We start from the raw sequence: 17,778 nt of genomic DNA, 5'->3' as shown, positions 1-17,778 counted from the left end.
GGCGCTCGACACGGCGCCGTCGCTGGTGACGATGAAAATACGGAACCGCAGACGGAGAAGACCGGCCTGAACCGCGAACGGAGAAGACCGACCCGAGACCGGGTCGGAGACGGCTCGCCTGACGACCTCGTTACGCGAACGCGAGGGAGTCGCCGGCGGCCTCGTCGTCGCCCTTCTGGAGCTTCTCGTAGGCCTCCTCGAAGTCGGCCATGAAGATCTCCGTCCGGTCGTCGCGGATGGCGAACATGCCGGCTTCCGTGCAGATCGCCTTGATGTCCGCGCCGGACGCGTCCTCGGCCATCTCGGCCAGCTGGACGAAGTCGACGTCGTCGGCGACGTTCATCTTGCGCGTGTGGATCTGGAAGATGATCTCGCGACCGTCCGTGTTCGGCTTGGGCACCTCGATGAGGCGGTCGAACCGGCCCGGGCGCAGGATGGCGGGGTCGAGCATGTCGAAGCGGTTCGTCGCCGCGATGATGCGGACGTCGCCGCGCTCGTCGAAGCCGTCCATCTCCGAGAGCAGCTGCATCATCGTCCGCTGGACCTCGGCGTCGCCGGAGGTCTTCGAGTCCGTGCGCTTCGACGCGATGGCGTCGATCTCGTCGATGAACAGGACGGCGGGCTCGTTCTCGCGGGCGACCTCGAAGAGGTCACGGACGAGCTTCGCGCCCTCGCCGATGAACTTGTGGACGAGCTCGGAGCCGGCCATCTTGATGAAGGTCGCGTCGGTCTGGTTGGCGACGGCCTTCGCGAGCATCGTCTTCCCGGTGCCCGGCGGGCCGTACAGCAGGACGCCGCTCGGGGGCTGGATGCCGACCTCCTCGAACATGTCGGGGTTCTTGAGCGGCATCTCGACCGTCTCCCGGACCTCCTGCATCTGCTGCTCGAGGCCCCCGATGTCCTCGTAGGTGACGTCCGGCGAGTGCTCGACCTGCATGACGCGGGCGCGCACGTCCGTCTCCTTCTCCAGCTTCTGGACCACGGAGAGGGAGTTGTTGACGGCAACCCGGTCGTCCGGCTCGAGGTCGTCCTTCATCTCCTCGGTGACCTCGGTGAGGGCCTCCTGGTTGTTGCCGTGCTGTTTGATCACGACGCCATCGTCCGTGATCTCCTGGACGGTGGCGACGAACAGCGGCGACTGCTTGAGCTTCTTGTTCTCGTGGGTGAGCCGCTCGAGCTTCTGCTGGTACTTGTTGTTCTCGGCGTTCGCGTCGAGGAGCTTGTCCCGCATCTCCTCGTTCTGGGACTCGATCTCGTCGAGCCGCTCCTGGAGGGCGTCGATCTTCTCCTGTTGCGACGTCGATTCGTCGTAAGGATACTCGACGTCGTCCACACTATCACTCATCGTCGCGGATTAAGGCGGTCACTAATAAGAGGCTTCGGGTCAGGGGGCTTCCGGCCGATTCGCGACCATCTCGACGTGACCGGCCCCAGCCGCGACCCACTCCGACCGCTCGCGGACGGCTCGCGCACCCCCGAAATACAGAATCCCGACGCCGTCTGGTGAATACACCGGTAAGATAATGTCTCATAGTAATCAAAAGCGATAGTAAATATTATTAGATGGCATGACATTGGTGGTAATACAATGAGTGCACCAGAGGCCGTCCGAGCTGACGACGCAGACGAGACCGAAGACGTCGCCGACCGCTGGGAACCCGTTCGCGACCTGCCCCCGAGCGCGAAGCTCGTCGCGAAAGTGCTCGACTACAACGACACGCTGACCCAGAGCGAGCTGGCGGAGGAGACGCTCCTGCCACCCCGCACCGTCCGCTACGCGCTGTCGCGGCTTGAGGACGAGGAGGTCGTCGACTCCCGGTTCTCCTTCGCCGACGCGCGCAAGCGTCTCTACTCGCTTTCCCTGTAATCCGACTCGCTTCCGCCGCCTCTCGCTATCTCGTCCGTCCGTCGGTCCAGACACGCAATCGCACGCAATCACGCGCAGTCGCCCGCGGTCGACGATCGGTCCTCCCATCTCTCGTTCCTCGGCCCTCCCATCCCTCTCGTTCGGAGTTCTCTCAGACGGAGGTTTATCACCCAGGACGCGGCCACTGCCCCCGTGGCAACGACTACGACCGTCAAGCGCGCGCTCGCCGCGCTCGCCGCCCGCACGGACGTCGAGCGCGGCCCCCACGTCGCGGTGATCGACGAGGCGGACGCCGCGCTGGACGACCTCGACCGCGCGGCCGGCTTCGTCGACAGCGTCGGCCTCGCCCGCCTGGAAACCGCGATCGAGACCGCCGAGACCGCCGGCGACGCCGCGGCGGCCGAACGCGGGGCGGACGCGCTGGACGCGTATCGGGCGTTCCGGCGGGCTGCAGCGGGACAACTGGATCCCGAGTCGGTCGATGCTGAAGCGACCCCGGAAACCGATCGGAGGGCCGCCGAATGACGCTTCAGTTCCGCCCCGGCCCCGGAACCCATAAGAGGCGAACCGGCCAATCCACGGTACAATGACACGGGTGATCCACACCGGCGACACCCACGTTGGGTACCAGCAGTACCACTCGCCGGAGCGCCGGGCCGATTTCCTCGACGCCTTCCAGCAGGTCGTCACCGACGCCGCCGACGACGACGTCGATGCCGTCGTCCACGCCGGCGACCTGTTCCACGACCGCCGGCCCGAGCTCCAGGACCTGCTGGGCACCCTCTCCGTCCTCCGCGACCTCGACGACGCCGGGATCCCCTTCCTCGCGATCGTCGGCAACCACGAGTCGACCCGCGGCGGCCAGTGGCTCGACCTCTTCGAGTCCCTCGACCTCGCGACGCGGCTGGACGACACCCCCACCGTCGTCGGCGACACGGCCTTCTACGGGCTCGACCACGTGCCCGTCTCCCAGCGCGACGACCTCGCGTACGAGTTCGCCGACCACGACGCCGACCACGCCGCGCTCGTCGCGCACGGCCTGTTCGAACCCTTCGCGCACGCGAACTGGGACACCGAGGAAGTCCTGACCGAGAGCACCGTCGACTTCGACGCGATGCTGCTCGGCGACAACCACAAACCGGACCGCGCCGAGGTGGCCGGGGCCTGGGTCACCTACCCCGGCTCCACCGAGCGCGCGAGCGCGAGCGAGGAGCAGGGCCGCGGCTACAACCTCGTCACCTTCGACGCGGACGCCCCGGGCGACGACCCCGTCGAGATCCGGCGCCGCTCGCTCGAGACGCGCCCGTTCGAGTTCATCAGCGTCGACCTGCGCGAGGGCGAAGGCGTCGACCGCGTCACCGAGCAGGTCCGCCAGCACGACCTGGAGGACGCCGTCGCCATCGTCGAGATCACGGGCGACGGCGAGCCCATCGCGCCCGCGACGGTCGAGGACGTCGCCACGGAGCGCGGCGCCCTCATCGCGCGCGTCACGGACCGCCGCGAGATCGAGACGGAGGAGGACCTCGACGTGAGCTTCGCGGACCCGGAGGACGCCGTCCGCGAGCGCATCGACGAGATGGGCCTCTCGCCGGCAGCCTTCGACGTCGACGAGACGGTCCGCGCGAGCAAGGTCGCCGACAGCAACGTCCGCGACGCGGTGAAGAACTCCCTCGAGGAGCGACTCGACGAGGGCGACCTCGACGCATTCGAGGGCGCCGTCGACCTTGACGTCGAGGAGGACGGCGATGACAACGTGGACGACGACATAAAAGAATCCGAGGACGACGAGGCCGACGGCGGGGACGACGAGGAAGGCGAATCCGTCGCTGACGAGGAAGACACTGCGGACTCCCCGGAACCCGAACCGGAACCGGACGAACCGGCACCGGACGAACCGAGCGCGCCGACTGACGATGGGCAGGTCTCGATGGAGGACTACCTATGAAGTTCGACCACATCACCCTGCAGAACTTCAAGCCCTACGGCGACGCCGACCTCTCGCTGTCCGACGGCGTCACCGTCATCCACGGGCTCAACGGCAGCGGGAAGTCCTCGCTGCTGGAGGCCTGTTTCTTCGCGCTCTACGGTGCGGAGGCGCTCGAGGGCACGCTGGAGGACGTCATCACGAACGGCGAGGAGGAGACGGAGGTCGAGCTAACCTTCACCCACGACGGCGCCACGTACCGCATCGAGCGGCGGCTCCGGGATTACGACGGGCGCGTCGACCACGACTGCACGCTCGAGGGGGTCGACGCCGACCTCACGCGTGACGGCGCCCGCGCGGTCAAGTCGTTCGTCACGGAGCTCCTGCGGATGGACGCCGAGGCGTTCGTCAACTGCGCGTACGTCCGGCAGGGCGAGGTGAACAAGCTCATCAACGCCACGCCGAGCCAGCGACAGGACACCATCGACGACCTGCTCCAGCTCGGCAAGCTCGAAGAGTACCGCGAGCGCGCCGGCGACGCGCGGCTCGGGGTCGAGGACGTCCGCAACTCGAAGCAGGCCGTCCTCGAGGACCTCGAGGAGCGCATCGAACGCAAGGAGGCGAAGGAGCTCCACGAGACGCTCAACGAGCTCCAGAGCGACCTCGTCGAACTCGACGAGGAGGTCGAGAACTACGAGCAACAGCGCGAGAAGGCCGAGGAGACGAAGGCGGACGCCGAGGAGATCCTCGAGGCCTACGAGGAGAAGCGCGAACAGCTCGAATCGGTCGAAAGCGACATCGACGAGATCGAGGCCGCGGTCCGCGAGGCGGAAACCGAACGCGACGAGCTGCAGGACCGCCTCCGCGAGGCGCGCGAGCGGCGGTCGGAGCTCGAGGGCGAGATCGACGACCACCTCGCGGACGCCGAGATAGCGACCGCGACCGAGGAGGCCATCGAGCGGCGCCGCGACGAGCTCGACGAGCGCGAGGCCGAGCTGCAGGAGGCCCGCAACGAAGCGAACGCGAACGCCAAAGCCCTGCGCAATCAGGCGGACAACCTCGACGAGAAGGCCGAGGATCTCTCCGAGCGTGCGGCCGACGCCGAGGCGGAAGCCGAGGACCTCGCCGAGGAAGCCGAGGCGGCCGAATCGACGGCGACCGACCGCGAGGAATCGCTCGCGGAGCTCGAAACGGAGGCCGCGGAGCTCCGGGAGCGGTTCGCGGGGGACGAAGACGTCGATACGGACGACGCGGAAGTCGCCGCCGACGTCGAGGTCGCCGTCGAGCGCGGCGAGGCGGAGTCCAGACTCGCGGAGCTCCGCGAGCGACGGAGCGAGCAGCGCGAGCGGGCCGCCGAGATCGAGGCCGACCTCTCAAACGCTCGCGAGCGCGTCGCGGAGGCGGAGGAGCTACTCGAGGCGGGGAAATGCCCTGAATGCGGCCAGCCCGTCGAGGACTCGCCGCACACGAACCGTCTCGAGGAGGACCGCGAGCGGGTCGCTGAGCTCGAAGCGGACCTCGAGGAGACGAAGGAAGCGGTCGCAACCCTCGACGACCGGATCGAGACGGTGAAGTCGCTCGTCGACGCGGAGCAGCGACTCGCCGAGATCGAGAACACGCGCGAGATGCTCGAGGAGCGGATCGAGGAGAAACGCGAGGCAGCGGCGGACAAACGCGAGGCGGCCGAGGGAAAGCGCGAGGAGGCCAGCGACCTGCGCGAGCAGGCGGAGGAGACGGCCGAGGTCGCAGCCGAGAAGCGCGAGGAAGCCGATGAGGCCGCGGAGCGCGTCGAGGCGCTCGAGGCCGACCTCGACGACGTCGAGGCCGCGCTCGACCGGATCGACGCCATCGAGACGCGCGCGGACCGGGTCGCGGAGCTCGACGACGAGATCGAGCGACTCCGGGAGAAACGCGAGAGCCTCGCCGAGGTGAACGACGAGCGCCGCGAACGCCTTGCCGAGAAGCGGGACCGGCGTGACGAACTTGCCGAGGCCGTCGACGAGGACGCCGTCGAGGAGGCCCGCGAGAGCAAGCGGAAGGCCGCCGACTACATCGACCAGGTCGACGCCAGGCTCGAGGCGCTCGCCGACCGTCGCGACGCGCTCCAGAGCCGCATCGGCGGGGTAAAAGGCGAGATCGAGGAGCTCGAGGAGCTCCGCGAGGAGCGCGAGGCGCTCGCCGAGACCGTCGCGGCCCTCGACTCGCTGCACGAGGAAACCGAGGACCTGGAGGCGATGTACGGGAACCTGCGCGGCGAGCTTCGCCAGCGCAACGTCAACACGCTCGAGCGGATGCTCAACGAGACGTTCGAGCTCGTCTACGGCAACGACGCGTACTCGCACATCGAGCTCGGGGACGACTACGAGCTCACGGTGTACCAGAAGGACGGCCAGCCGCTCGACCCGGACCAGCTCTCCGGGGGCGAGCGCGCCCTGTTCAACCTCTCGCTCCGCTGTGCCATCTACCGGCTACTTGCGGAGGGGATCGAGGGCGCCGCACCGACGCCGCCGCTCATCCTCGACGAGCCGACGGTGTTCCTCGACTCCGGGCACGTCTCCCGGCTCGCGGACCTCGTCGCGGAGATGCGCAGCTTCGGCGTCCGACAGATCGTCATCGTGAGCCACGACGACGAGCTCGTCGGCGCCGCCGACGACCTCGTCACCGTCGAGAAGGATCCGCGGTCCAACCGGTCGACCGTCAGCCGGTCGGACGCCGAGCTCGCCAGCGCGGTGCTCTCGGAATCGGACGACTAGCGCTCGGGCCGCTCGGGCGGTCGCTTAAAAGGTCGCTCAGGCGTCGTCGGCCGTCTCGTCCCGCAGCAGCTCGACTGCCTGCTTCGTCGTGTCCGTCGCCTCGTATCCCCGGCGGCCGGCCACGTCGGCCTCGGCGATCAGTCCGGCCGCGCGGAACTCCGCGAGCAGGCCGTGGAGATCGGACTCACACAGCTCGTAGGCGTCGAGCAGCTCCACGACCGACAGCGGGCCGTCGTCGGCCAGTTCGACGAGCAGCCCCAGGCTTCGCTCGTCGTGGGCCGCGCTGACGACGTCGCGGACGGCCTCCGGAACGCCGAGCGCCGCCGTCGAGAGCGGCGCTTCCTCGTCGAGTTGGGTGAGCTGGTCGTTCTCGACGTATCGCTCCGCGCCCGTCTCCGGGTCGCGCACGCGACTCGATTCGTCGGACTGTTTGACGAGGAGGAGGCGGTTGCCGTCCTCGTCACGGACCGTTCGCATCAGTAGAACGAGGGGGTCGCGGCGGGATTAGCGTTGCGGGCCGGCGTCTCCGGTCGCGTCGTCGACGGCAGTTGCGTCGTCCGCGTCGGTCAGTCGCGCTGGTCGAGGTCGTCTCCCCCACCGTCGGCGTCGCCTTCGTCCGCTTCCGTCTCGTCACGGGAGCGCTTCCACTCGTAGTAGTACTGGTACGTGCGGATCAGGGCCAGGATCCCGACGACGACGAGGCCGACGCCGACCTGTTGCCTGCCGCGGAAGTACCAGAGCATGAGCCCGAGGCTGATCGCGAAGACGCCGGCGTTCGTGAAGACGACGCTGGCGACGAACGCGGAGAGGGTATCGTCGTCGACCTCGTCGATGTCGCCCGCGAGGTCGCCCTCGTCGGGTTCGTCGTACGTCTCCACGAGGTCCTCCTCGGGCGAATCCGGTGCGAGGTCCCGCTCGGCCTGAGTGGGTTCCTCAAAGTCGAAGTCGCCGTCGTCGTCGTCGAACGGGAGCACGTTCGTCCATACGGTCGGTCCATTCAAAAGGGATCAGGAATAGGAGTGTCACAGCCTATCGGGTGGGCGGTTCGACGCGGGGTTCCGAGTCAGGCCACGTCCCGGAGCTGCACCGCCATCGTGGCCTCCACCCACGCGAGGGGGTTACCCGCGTCGAACAGCACCACGTTCCCGTCGTCCTCGTACACCTCCACGTCCATCGGTTCCGACCGGACGCTCGCACTGTCCGCCTCGTCGTCGGCGCGGGGTTTCGAGGTCACGTCGCTTGGTATGTCGTACCAAGATATATGTCTTTCCACCAGCCCTCCTTCCCGTGATGACGGCTGATTCTGGACACTGACGACGGTGCGCAGCCTCGAAAGGCCGGTCGTCGAGGCTGTCGCTTTCCGTGTGGTTAGTTCGATCTTCGTTGCCGGAGACGTCACCCGACACACCCGGAAAGCTCCAGCCGTTTTAGCGCTTACATTTATAAACAAAATCCGGTTGCGTTGCTGCCGACACCACTCAGCACCCCCAGAAAGCCCCAGCCGCTGAGCGGTCGCGCTACTCGCTGCGCTCCTCACCCGGCTCGTTCACTGCGTTCGCTCGCCGGGATTGCGGTGCTAGCGTCGCAGGGCGTCCCGCTCAGCGGCTGCCCCTTTCAGTCCCACCCACCGAGTGGTGGCCGGAGCGTCGCTCGCGGCGGCTGGGTCGCGGACGACGCATGCTGGCTGTCCGGCATGCGGTGCTGAGCGTTCGGCGCGCGCGAGTAACGCGTGCGAGGGAGGCCGGTGGCGCGCCGCGCGGTGCGTTGCGGAGCCAGCGCGCCCCGGCCGAGGCTGGGGAGGGCCGGGGCTTGCGGTGGGGGTTGCGGTGCTATCGAGAGCAAGCCCATGTCATCTGTCTAAGTCTGCTTATAAAGAGCGGCCAAGGACTTTCAAGCAGTCTTCGTTGCTGTCGGGGTCAAGAACGGATCCGCCAGCCAGACCCGTCACACGACACTACTTATAAACAACCCTCCGAACAAAGACCCCTCGCGAACCCACCCAAACACCACAACGAACACCCGCCCGCACATACCCGAAAAGCCGACCTTTTTACCGGGATACGCACAAGACCGGTTATGAATCAGACGGGGCTGGGGGAGTTCGCTCCCGACGAAGCGGACGAGGACGCGTCCGCGCGGCCCGACGACGTCGTCGAGGAAGCGCGCGTCGTCGCGGGCAACGGCAACCACGCGAGCGACGTCGTCGACGTCGACGAGGCGAAGTTCCCCGAGTCGACGGGGACGGTCGAGCTGATGGTGACGCAGGTCGACTACGAGGTCGAGGGGTACGGCAGCGACGAGTACCCGGTCGTCCACGTGTTCGGCCGGCGGCCGACGCCCGAGGGCGAGGACGACGAGGTCGAACACGTCCGCGTGCTCGGCGTCGAACCGTACTTCTACGTCCCGACCGCGGACCTCGAGGAGGACCCGGTCGAGGCCTACGACGTCGTCATCGGGACGCGGGAGGAGGACCCGGACGGCGAGCCGTACGAGAGTATTCGGGGCGAACCGCTGACGCGGATCGTCACCCGGACGCCGCGCGACGTCGGGAACATCCGCGACGACTTCGCGGAGACGTACGAGGCCGACATCCTGTTCCCGAACCGGCTGCTCATCGACAACGGCATCGAGGGCGGCATTCGGGTACAGGAGCGCCGGCTCGACGACGGCCGCATTCAGGTCCACGAGGGGCACCTCGAACCCGCCGACGTCGACGCCGAGATGCGCGTCAACACCTTCGACATCGAGGTCGACGACCGTCGCGGCTTCCCCGAGGACGGCGAGGAGCCGATCATCTGTCTCACCAGCCACGACTCCTACGACGACGAGTACGTCATCTGGCTCTACGAGGCACCGGACGCCGAGGTCGACTCGCCGGAGACCCTGCCGGGCTACGACGGCATCGTCGACGACGTGGACTTCCGCGTCGAGACGTTCGCGGCGGAGGAGGCGATGCTCGACGCGTTCCTCGCGTATATCGAGGAGACCGACCCCGACCTGCTGACCGGGTGGAACTTCGAGGACTTCGACGCGCCGTACATGCTCGACCGGCTGGAGGCGCTGGACGACGACACCGACTACGACCTCTCGGTCGACCGCCTCTCCCGCATCGACGAGGTCTGGCGCTCCAGCTGGGGCGGCCCGGACGTGAAAGGGCGGGTCGTCTTCGACCTGCTGTACGCGTACAAGCGCACGATGTTCACGGAGCTGGAGTCGTACCGCCTCGACGCCGTCGGCGAGCGCGAGCTCGACGCCGGCAAGGAGCGCTACGCGGGCGACATCGGCGACCTCTGGGAGCAGGACCCCGAGCGTCTGCTGGAGTACAGCATCCGCGACGTGGAGCTGTGCGTCGAGATCGATCGCAAGCAGAAGGTGATCGAGTTCTGGGACGAGGTGCGGAAGTTCGTCGGCTGCAAGATCGAGGACGCGCCGACGCCGGGCGACACGGTCGACATGTACGTCCTCCACAAGGCGTACGGCAAGTTCGCGCTGCCGACGAAGGGGCAACAGGAGTCCGAGGACTTCGAGGGCGGCGCCGTCTTCGAGCCGATCACGGGCGTGAAGGAGATGGTGACGGTGCTGGACCTGAAGTCACTCTATCCGATGTGCATGGTGACGATCAACGCCGGCCCGGAGACGAAGGTCGACCCCGCCGAGTACGACGACGAGACGTACGTCGCGCCCAACGGGACCCACTTCCGGAAGGAGCCGGACGGCATCATGCGCGAAATGGTCGACGAGCTGCTCTCCGAGCGCGAGGACAAGAAGGCGCTCCGGAACGAACACGAGCCCGACAGCGAGGCGTACGAGCAGTACGACCGCCAGCAGGCGGCCGTCAAGGTCATCATGAACTCGCTGTACGGCGTAACGGGCTGGGACCGTTTCCGCCTGTACGACAAGGAGGGCGCCGCGGCCGTCACCGCGACTGGCCGCGAAGTCATCGACTTCACCGAGACCGCGGCCGCCGAACTTGACAAGGAGGTGACGTATGGCGACACGGATTCAGTCATGCTCGAACTCGGCGACGACGTCTCCAAGGAGGCCGCCATCGAGCAGTCCTTCGACATCGAGGATCACATCAACGGGCGTTACGACGACTTCGCCGCCGACGAGCTGAACGCCGACGACCACCGCTTCCAGATCGAGTTCGAGAAGCTCTACCGGCGCTTCTTCCAGGCCGGCAAGAAGAAGCGCTACGCCGGCAACATCGTCTGGAAGGAAGGGAACCACGTCGACGACGTCGACATCACGGGCTTCGAGTACAAGCGTTCGGACATCGCCCCGATCACGAAAACGGTCCAGAAGGACGTTATCGAGACGATCGTCAAAGGCGAGGACATCGACGACGACATGGCCGAAGTGAAGTCGTACCTCAGCGACGTCATCGACGACGTGCTCGCCGGCGAGGCGAGCCTCGACGACGTCGGCATCCCCGGCGGCATCGGGAAGCGCCTCGACGCCTACGAGACGGACACCGCGCAGGTCCGCGGGGCGAAGTACGCCAACCTCATGCTCGGGACGAACTTCGGCCGCGGCTCGAAGCCGAAGCGGCTGTACATCGAGAAGGTCCACCCCGACTTCTGGCAGCGGATGGAGTCCGAACACGGCCTCGATCCCCAGAGCGACCCGCTGTACGGCGAGTTCAAACGGGATCCGGACGTTATCTGCTTCGAGTACGCCGACCAGGTGCCCGACGAGTTCGAGGTCGACTGGGAGAAAATGCTCGATAAGACGCTGAAAGGGCCGATATCGCGGGTCATCGAGGCGCTCGACATGTCCTGGGACGAGGTCAAAACGGGCCAGGAGCAGGCCGGACTCGGCAGCTTCGTCTAACGAAATCGCCGGTGTGTTTTTGGGAACGAAAAGAATTTTTTTGATCGGTGGCTCTCTACTTCCGATTGCCCGCACTCTCAGGTGGAAATGCGTAACCATTAACCCCACCAGTCACCACCCTACAGACACGAGGCACGAATCTACACATGGCAACTCTCGAAATTTCAAACCTCCACGCCCAGGTGGCTGAAGAGGATGGCGAGACGATCCTCCGCGGCGTCGACCTCGAGGTCGATTCCGGGGAGATCCACGCACTGATGGGACCGAACGGGTCGGGGAAGTCGACGACGGCGAAGGTCATCGCCGGCCACCCCGCCTACGAGGTCACGGAAGGTGAGATCAACCTTCACCTCGACGAGGAGGACGTCGACGACGTCGACGTCGACCTCGACGACGAGGACTATCACTGGGACCTGCTCGACCTGGAGCCGAACGAGCGCGCCGCCCTCGGCGTGTTCCTCGGCTTCCAGTATCCCGCGGAGATCGAGGGCGTCACGATGACGAACTTCCTCCGCCAGGCGCTCAACGCCAAGCGCGACGAGCGCGAGGAGCTCTTCGAGGACGAAGACGAGGAGGAGGCCGAGGCCGAGGAGGAAGACGAGTCCGGCTACGAGAGCTCCCCGATGGAGGGCCCGACCGACGAGGGCGAGATCGGCGTCGCGGAGTTCCAGGAGATCCTCAAGGAGAAGATGGAGCTGCTCGACATGGACGAGCGCTTCATGCAGCGCTACCTCAACGCCGGCTTCTCCGGCGGCGAGAAGAAGCAGAACGAGGTGCTCCAGGCTGCCATGCTCGAGCCGGCCGTCGCCGTGCTCGACGAGATCGACTCGGGGCTGGACATCGACCGCCTGCAGGACGTCTCCGAGGGGATCAACGCCCTCCGCGACGAGCAGGGCACCGGGATCCTCCAGATCACCCACTACCAGCGCATCCTCGACTACGTCGAGCCGGACCACGTCCACGTCATGCTCGACGGCGAGATCGCCAAGAGCGGCGACGCGGAGCTCGCCCACGAGCTCGAAGAGAAGGGGTACGACTGGGTCCGCGAGGAAGTCTACGAGGCCGCGTAACGTCTCGTGATTACGCACCAGCACTATAACCCAAGCGACGTAAACACTACACAATGAGTTCAGAAGACCTGCAAGACACAGACACTGAGGCCCGCTTCGAGTTCAAGAAGGAGCAGAAGTCGGCCTTCGAGTCGGAGAAGGGGCTCGACGAGGAGACGATCCGCCTCATCTCCGAGGACAAGGACGAGCCGGAGTGGATGCTCGAGCGGCGCCTGCGCGCACTCGAACAGTTCCAGAACATGCCGATGCCGACCGACTGGCCCGGGCAGCCGGACCTGAGCGAGGTCGACATCGACGAGATCGTCCCGTACATCCGCCCGGACGTCGAGGCCCGCGGCGGCGCCGACGAGTGGGACGACCTCCCCGAGGAGATCCAGGACACCTTCGACAAGCTCGGCATCCCGGAAGCCGAGAAGAAGGCGCTGTCGGGCGTTGGCGCCCAGTACGAGTCGGAGGTCGTCTACCAGAACATGCAGGAGCAGTGGGAGGAGAAGGGCGTCATCTTCTGCGACATGGACAAGGCCGTCCAGGAGCACGAGGAGCTCGTCCGCGAGCACTTCATGACGAAGTGCGTTCCCCCGAGCGACAACAAGTTCGCGGCGCTCCACGGCGCCATCTGGTCCGGCGGCTCGTTCGTGTACGTCCCCGAGGACGTCACGGTCGAGATGCCGGTTCAGGCCTACTTCCGGATGAACTCGGAAGGGATGGGCCAGTTCGAACACACACTCATCATCGCCGAGGAGGGCGCGGAGATGCACTACATCGAGGGCTGCAGTGCGCCCAAGTACTCCGCGTTTAACCTCCACTCCGGTGGCGTCGAGGTCTTCGTCGACGAGGATGCCCACGTTCAGTACTCGACCGTGCAGAACTGGTCGAAGAACACGTACAACCTCAACACGAAGCGCGCCATCGTCGAGGAGAACGGTCGGATGGAGTGGATCTCGGGCTCGATGGGCTCGAAGGCCACCATGCTGTACCCGTCGACGATCCTCAAGGGTCGCGGCGCCTCCGACAACCACATCACCATCGCCTTCGCGGGCGAGGGGCAGGACATCGACACGGGCGCGAAGGTCTACCACAACGCGCCGGAGACGAAGTCCACCATCGAGTCGAAGTCCATCGCGAAGGACGGCGGCCGCACGAACTACCGTGGCCTCGTCCACATCGCCGACGGCGCCGAGAACTCCTCGACCGCCGTCGAGTGCGACGCGCTGATGTTCGACAACGAGTCGACGTCGGACACCATGCCGTACATGGAGATCAACGAGTCGAAGGTCGACGTCGCTCACGAGGCGACGGTCGGCAAGATCGGCGACGAGGACATCTTCTACCTCCAGTCGCGCGGTCTCGACGACGACGACGCCAAGCAGATGATCGTCTCCGGCTTCATCGAGCCGATCACGGAGGAGCTGCCCATCGAGTACGCCGTCGAGCTGAACCGGCTCGTCGAGCTCGAAATGGAGGGCTCGCTCGGATAATATGAGCACGCAACTACCACCCTCCCTCTCGGAGGAAACGGTCCGCCGTATTGCCGACGACCGCGACGAGCCCGAGTGGCTCCTCGAGACGCGTCTCGACGCGCTCGCGGCCCTCGACGGCCTCGACCTGCCGGACGTCATCAAGACGCCCGGCCGTCGCTGGACGGATCTGGAAGCCCTCGACTTCGAGGAGCTGGTCGACCCGCTCGACCAGGCCGACGTCACCGAGCGCGAGGGCGACGAAGGCGCCGTCGTGCTCCCGTTCACCGAGGCGTTCGAGGAGTACGGCGACGTCATCGAGGCCAACTTCGGCTCCGTGCTCGACCCGCAGGAGAACTACTTCACGGCCCTCTCCGTCGCGCTGTTCACCACGGGCACGTTCGTCTACGTGCCCGAGGGCGTCGACGCGGAGGACGTGACGATCCGCGCGGAGATGAACTCGCAGTCGCTGTTCAGCCAGACGCTCGTCGTCACCGAGGAGTCCTCGACGGTCACGATCCTCGAAGGGATCGAGTCAGGCGAGGAGGCTGACGGTGACCGCTACTTCAGCAACCTGGTCGAGATCGCGGCCGGCGAGAACTCGTACGTCCAGTACGGCTCGCTGCAGAATCTCGACGAGGACACCTACACGTACACGCTGAAGCGCGGCGACACCAGCGACTACTCCACGATCAACTGGATCGAGGGGAACCTCGGCTCCAAGCTCACGCGCTCGGACGTCGAGACCACGCTCAACGGCGAGGGCTCGGAGTCGCAGATCGTCGGGGCCTTCTTCGGCCACGACGACCAGCACTTCGACCTCAACGCTCGCGTCTGGCACCAGGCCGAGCACACGACGGCCGACCTCGTCACGCGCGGCGTCCTCGACGACGTCGCCCGCTCCGTCTACGAGGGCGTCCAGGACGTCGGCGAAGACGCCTGGAACACCTCCAGCTACCAGCGCGAGAACACGCTGATGCTGTCGGACGAGGCCGAGGCCGACGCGTCGCCGAAGCTGATCATCAAGAACCACGACACGGAGGCGTCTCACTCCGCCACCGTCGGGCAGGTCGACGCCGAGGACCTCTTCTACATGAAGAGCCGCTCCATCGACCCGACCACCGCCCGCAACATGCTCGTCGAGGGCTTCTTCGTGCCCGTCCTCGAGGAGATCGCCGTCGACGAGTTCCGCGACGACCTCGAGGACCTCGTCCGCGAACGGCTCGAATAACGGCGTTCACTCCGCTCGCGGGTTTTTTCTTTTCGACGTTGCGTTCAGTTGTCGTGTTGAGTCGGAATCGGTCGTTAGCTATGTCTCTAGGCGGACTGGTGTAGACGCTGATCCACTGGTGTACGACGGTGGGGAAGCCCTCGGCCGCTCTTGTTTATAAACAGGAAGTCCAGGTGCAGACGCTGCTACACTCACCCACAACAGCCGGAAAGCCCTCGGCCGCTCGCGGTCGCTGAGCGACATATCTGGACCTCTCCGCACCGCCCGGTCCAGATAGGGGTCGACTCAGCGACTCCCCTGCGGCGCGACCGGCCGCGCCCTTTCAGTCCGCCAGGACAGCTCCGCAACCGCGCCGCGACCGCACCGCGACCGCACCGCGACCGCACAGCAACCGCGCTGCTCGTGCATACCTCAGCCCTCCCCAGCCTCGGCCGGCGCCGGAACCGCACCGCCTCGGCGCCGGCCTCCCTCGCACGCGTTGCTCGCGCGCGCCGACCGCTCCGCAACGCACGCCGGACAACCGGCGTACGTCGCCAACGTCAAAACCGGCGCGCGCGACGCCTCGGCCACCACTCCCGGGCGGGACTGAAAGGGGCAGCCGCTGAGCGGGATGTCCTGCGACGGAAGCACCGCAATCAGCGAGCGACCGCAGGGAGCGAGCTGTGAGGAGCGCAGCGAGCAGCGCGACCGGTCAGCGGCTGGGGCTTTCAAGGTGTGCTGAGTGGTGTCTGTGGTGACGACGGCCGACTTTGTTTATAAGCGCGACCGATCAGCCGCTGGGGCTTTCTGGGCATGCCGAGTGGTGTTACAGGCATCGACACGCGACCTCATTTATAAGCGCGAGCGCGCAACTGCCTGAGACAGTCCGGGTGTGTTGAGGAGTGTCGCGAGCGCCGACCACAAAAACAGCACAGCGGAACAGGAGGATCGAGATCCCACAAACCCAGGAGTTCGACCCTTCGCGGAGGGATCCGCTTAAGTCGGCGTCGTGCCGAACAACGTGTATGCAATCGGTATCGCCGACCGGGGGTGTTCGATGAGCGTCGGTCATCGGATCACGTCCGACGACCAGCTCGCCCGCCTGCTCCAGATCGGGATCGTGCTGGAGGAGGTCGTCGAGGCCCGCGCGTATCACCATTATCAGAGCCTCGACGACGAGCTCGACGACGAGATCGAGGAACTGCTCGACCACGCCGCCGAGGAATCCGCCGAGCATCGCGAACGTCTCGAAGGGCTCATCGAGGACCTGAGCGTGGAGAGCGTCCCGTTCGAGGAGGTCGAGACGCTCGTCGAGGCCCGCTACGGTCGGACGCAGCCGACGGACTTCGACGGCGTCCTCTACGACGCGCTCTGTAACGAGGAGACCGCGTACAAGTTCTACGACGACCTCATCGAGGCCGTCGAGGACTCGGACGCCGAGTTCTCCATCGACCGCGCGGAGCTGCTCGACACCTTGAAGGAGATTCGCTCGGAGGAAGCGGATGGCGTCGAGGAAGTCGCACAGATTATGGAGGACATGTGACCATGCGGCGAACGGTTCGACCGACCACGGCGCATATCAAGGGAGGGCATTCGTGAACACCGCAGACCAGTATCTCAAGGCGATCTACCTCATTCAGGAGCAGGCGGACGGCCCGGCCTCGACCGGCGACATCGCGGACTCGCTGGACGTGAGCCCAGCGAGCGCGAACGAGATGATCGGCAAGCTCGAGGAACGCAACCTCGCGGAACACGAGAAGTACAAGGGCGTCGAGCTGACCGACGACGGGATCATCCGCGCCCGCGACGCACTGAGCACTTACTGTATCATCCAGCGCTTCCTCGTCAACGTCCTCGGCGTCGAGGACTTCCGCGAAGAGGCCGGCGACCTCGAGGCCGTCATCGACGACACGGTCGCCGACCGACTCGACACGATCATCGACCGCAAGGCGGAATGTCCGGACTGCTTCGACCCAGAAACGGACGCCTGCTCGTGTCTGGAAGCCGCCTTCGACGGCGCTGACTGAGAGCACCCGGATATACTGGCTCTTCTTTCGGATTCTGAGGCTATTCCGTCTCCTCGGGTATCGCTTACTCGGAGACGGACAGAGGGTTCGGACTGAAGATTAAACCGGATTGGGCGTCAATTGCAGTATGACCACCCCGGACACGGTTTCCGCGAACAGAGCAGGTCAAATCGCCGAACACATCGTTTCGATAACTCTTATTCGACAGGGATACAACGTCGCAGTTCCCGAAATACCCTGTCACTACGACCAGATCGTTGATATCGACGGCGAGTTGACGAGGGTTCAAGTCAAGAAGGGGTTCGACGACAGCAGGGAGAACACAATACGGGCTAATTTGATGGGCTCGATTCACAAGGGTGGAACCGAGTACGAATCGGTCAAATACAGCAAAGAGGACATTGACGCCTTCGCCATTTATGATCCGGCTATCGACGACGTCTATTGGTTCTGGTTCGACGAAGCGCCGTCGACCGAGTTGAGACGAAAGCGAAATACTCTCAAGAGCCACATTCTTACGAACAAACTGTAGTCCCGTGGTGTAGCTGGCCAATCATATGGGCCTTTGGACGCTTACTGTACAACAGGGGCGGAAGACAGCCCATGACGGCGGTTCGAATCCGCCCGGGACTACTCA

Annotated in this window: 15 protein-coding genes and 1 tRNA gene; 12 read left to right on the top strand and 4 right to left on the bottom strand. The window is 65.7% G+C overall.

Annotated features, from left to right (window positions below):
• Positions 1-130: 130 nt before the first annotated feature.
• A complete protein-coding gene (gene pan1, locus ACQE3M_RS06265) occupies positions 131-1,345 on the bottom strand; it encodes a proteasome-activating nucleotidase Pan1 (protein WP_430504616.1) in 1,215 nt (404 codons plus the stop codon).
• A gap of 243 nt (positions 1,346-1,588) precedes the next feature.
• On the opposite strand from pan1, the gene ACQE3M_RS06260 reads away from it, so the two are divergent.
• The 4 genes from ACQE3M_RS06260 (at position 1,589) to rad50 (ending at position 6,544) form a co-directional block, all read left to right on the top strand.
• A complete protein-coding gene (locus ACQE3M_RS06260) occupies positions 1,589-1,867 on the top strand; it encodes a MarR family transcriptional regulator (RefSeq protein ID WP_430504614.1) in 279 nt (92 codons plus the stop codon).
• A gap of 192 nt (positions 1,868-2,059) precedes the next feature.
• Positions 2,060-2,392 carry a hypothetical protein gene (locus ACQE3M_RS06255; RefSeq protein ID WP_430504612.1) on the top strand — a complete coding sequence of 111 codons (333 nt, stop codon included), beginning with the start codon at positions 2,060-2,062 and terminating at the stop codon, positions 2,390-2,392.
• 61 nt (positions 2,393-2,453) lie between these two features.
• The gene (mre11, locus tag ACQE3M_RS06250) at positions 2,454-3,812 is read left to right on the top strand and encodes a DNA double-strand break repair protein Mre11 (protein ID WP_430504611.1); all 1,359 of its coding nucleotides are present in this window, start codon (positions 2,454-2,456) and stop codon (positions 3,810-3,812) included.
• Positions 3,809-6,544, top strand: a complete 2,736-nt coding sequence (rad50, locus tag ACQE3M_RS06245; RefSeq protein WP_430504609.1) for a DNA double-strand break repair ATPase Rad50 — start codon at positions 3,809-3,811, stop codon at positions 6,542-6,544. The genes mre11 and rad50 overlap by 4 nt, the downstream gene beginning before the upstream one ends.
• 36 nt (positions 6,545-6,580) lie before the next feature.
• Here the strand turns inward: rad50 and ACQE3M_RS06240 are convergent, their stop codons facing one another.
• The 3 genes from ACQE3M_RS06240 to ACQE3M_RS06230 form a co-directional block, all read right to left on the bottom strand.
• On the bottom strand, positions 6,581-7,021 hold the full coding sequence (locus ACQE3M_RS06240; RefSeq protein WP_430504607.1) for a DUF7346 family protein: 441 nt from the start codon (positions 7,019-7,021) through the stop codon (positions 6,581-6,583).
• Between the two features lie 89 nt (positions 7,022-7,110).
• On the bottom strand, positions 7,111-7,518 hold the full coding sequence (locus ACQE3M_RS06235) for a DUF7322 domain-containing protein (RefSeq protein WP_430504605.1): 408 nt from the start codon (positions 7,516-7,518) through the stop codon (positions 7,111-7,113).
• Between the two features lie 89 nt (positions 7,519-7,607).
• Positions 7,608-7,778: a DUF7331 family protein gene (locus tag ACQE3M_RS06230; protein WP_430504604.1), complete on the bottom strand. Its 171-nt coding sequence runs from the start codon at positions 7,776-7,778 to the stop codon at positions 7,608-7,610.
• A gap of 842 nt (positions 7,779-8,620) precedes the next feature.
• On the opposite strand from ACQE3M_RS06230, the gene ACQE3M_RS06225 reads away from it, so the two are divergent.
• From ACQE3M_RS06225 to ACQE3M_RS06190, 8 genes are all read left to right on the top strand, one after another.
• On the top strand, positions 8,621-11,377 hold the full coding sequence (locus ACQE3M_RS06225) for a DNA-directed DNA polymerase (protein WP_430504603.1): 2,757 nt from the start codon (positions 8,621-8,623) through the stop codon (positions 11,375-11,377).
• 146 nt (positions 11,378-11,523) lie between these two features.
• On the top strand, positions 11,524-12,447 hold the full coding sequence (locus tag ACQE3M_RS06220) for an ABC transporter ATP-binding protein (protein ID WP_430504601.1): 924 nt from the start codon (positions 11,524-11,526) through the stop codon (positions 12,445-12,447).
• A gap of 53 nt (positions 12,448-12,500) precedes the next feature.
• Positions 12,501-13,925 (top strand): Fe-S cluster assembly protein SufB, encoded by a 1,425-nt coding sequence (gene sufB / locus ACQE3M_RS06215; RefSeq protein WP_430504600.1) that lies wholly within the window; start codon positions 12,501-12,503, stop codon positions 13,923-13,925.
• Position 13,926: 1 nt separating this feature from the next.
• Entirely contained in the window at positions 13,927-15,135 is a 1,209-nt protein-coding gene (gene sufD, locus ACQE3M_RS06210) for a Fe-S cluster assembly protein SufD (RefSeq protein ID WP_430504599.1), read from the top strand.
• 1,036 nt (positions 15,136-16,171) lie between these two features.
• Positions 16,172-16,657, top strand: a complete 486-nt coding sequence (locus tag ACQE3M_RS06205) for a ferritin family protein (RefSeq protein WP_430504598.1) — start codon at positions 16,172-16,174, stop codon at positions 16,655-16,657.
• A 52-nt stretch (positions 16,658-16,709) separates the two neighbouring features.
• Positions 16,710-17,141: a metal-dependent transcriptional regulator gene (locus ACQE3M_RS06200; protein ID WP_430504597.1), complete on the top strand. Its 432-nt coding sequence runs from the start codon at positions 16,710-16,712 to the stop codon at positions 17,139-17,141.
• A gap of 127 nt (positions 17,142-17,268) precedes the next feature.
• Positions 17,269-17,673, top strand: coding sequence for a group I intron-associated PD-(D/E)XK endonuclease (locus tag ACQE3M_RS06195; RefSeq protein WP_430504596.1), 405 nt, complete (start codon positions 17,269-17,271; stop codon positions 17,671-17,673).
• Positions 17,672-17,774, top strand: a tRNA-Gln gene (locus ACQE3M_RS06190). The genes ACQE3M_RS06195 and ACQE3M_RS06190 overlap by 2 nt, the downstream gene beginning before the upstream one ends.
• Positions 17,775-17,778 lie beyond the last annotated feature (4 nt).

The sequence above is a fragment of the Halosubterraneus shenae genome (assembly GCF_050510935.1).
In the GTDB taxonomy this organism is placed as follows: Archaea; Halobacteriota; Halobacteria; order Halobacteriales; family Haloferacaceae; genus JBDGPU01.
The sequence above is the reverse complement of the archived record's forward strand: the minus strand, read 5'-3'. Positions and strand labels throughout refer to the sequence as shown.

Coding starts and splice junctions, on each gene's coding strand:
- ACQE3M_RS06240 (WP_430504607.1), bottom strand. CDS start 7,021: ATGCGAACGGTCCGTGACGAGGACGGCAACCGCCTCCTCCTCGTCAAA.
- ACQE3M_RS06205 (WP_430504598.1), top strand. CDS start 16,172: ATGAGCGTCGGTCATCGGATCACGTCCGACGACCAGCTCGCCCGCCTG.
- ACQE3M_RS06195 (WP_430504596.1), top strand. CDS start 17,269: ATGACCACCCCGGACACGGTTTCCGCGAACAGAGCAGGTCAAATCGCC.
- ACQE3M_RS06225 (WP_430504603.1), top strand. CDS start 8,621: ATGAATCAGACGGGGCTGGGGGAGTTCGCTCCCGACGAAGCGGACGAG.
- ACQE3M_RS06220 (WP_430504601.1), top strand. CDS start 11,524: ATGGCAACTCTCGAAATTTCAAACCTCCACGCCCAGGTGGCTGAAGAG.
- pan1 (WP_430504616.1), bottom strand. CDS start 1,345: ATGAGTGATAGTGTGGACGACGTCGAGTATCCTTACGACGAATCGACG.
- sufB (WP_430504600.1), top strand. CDS start 12,501: ATGAGTTCAGAAGACCTGCAAGACACAGACACTGAGGCCCGCTTCGAG.
- mre11 (WP_430504611.1), top strand. CDS start 2,454: ATGACACGGGTGATCCACACCGGCGACACCCACGTTGGGTACCAGCAG.
- ACQE3M_RS06260 (WP_430504614.1), top strand. CDS start 1,589: ATGAGTGCACCAGAGGCCGTCCGAGCTGACGACGCAGACGAGACCGAA.
- rad50 (WP_430504609.1), top strand. CDS start 3,809: ATGAAGTTCGACCACATCACCCTGCAGAACTTCAAGCCCTACGGCGAC.
- sufD (WP_430504599.1), top strand. CDS start 13,927: ATGAGCACGCAACTACCACCCTCCCTCTCGGAGGAAACGGTCCGCCGT.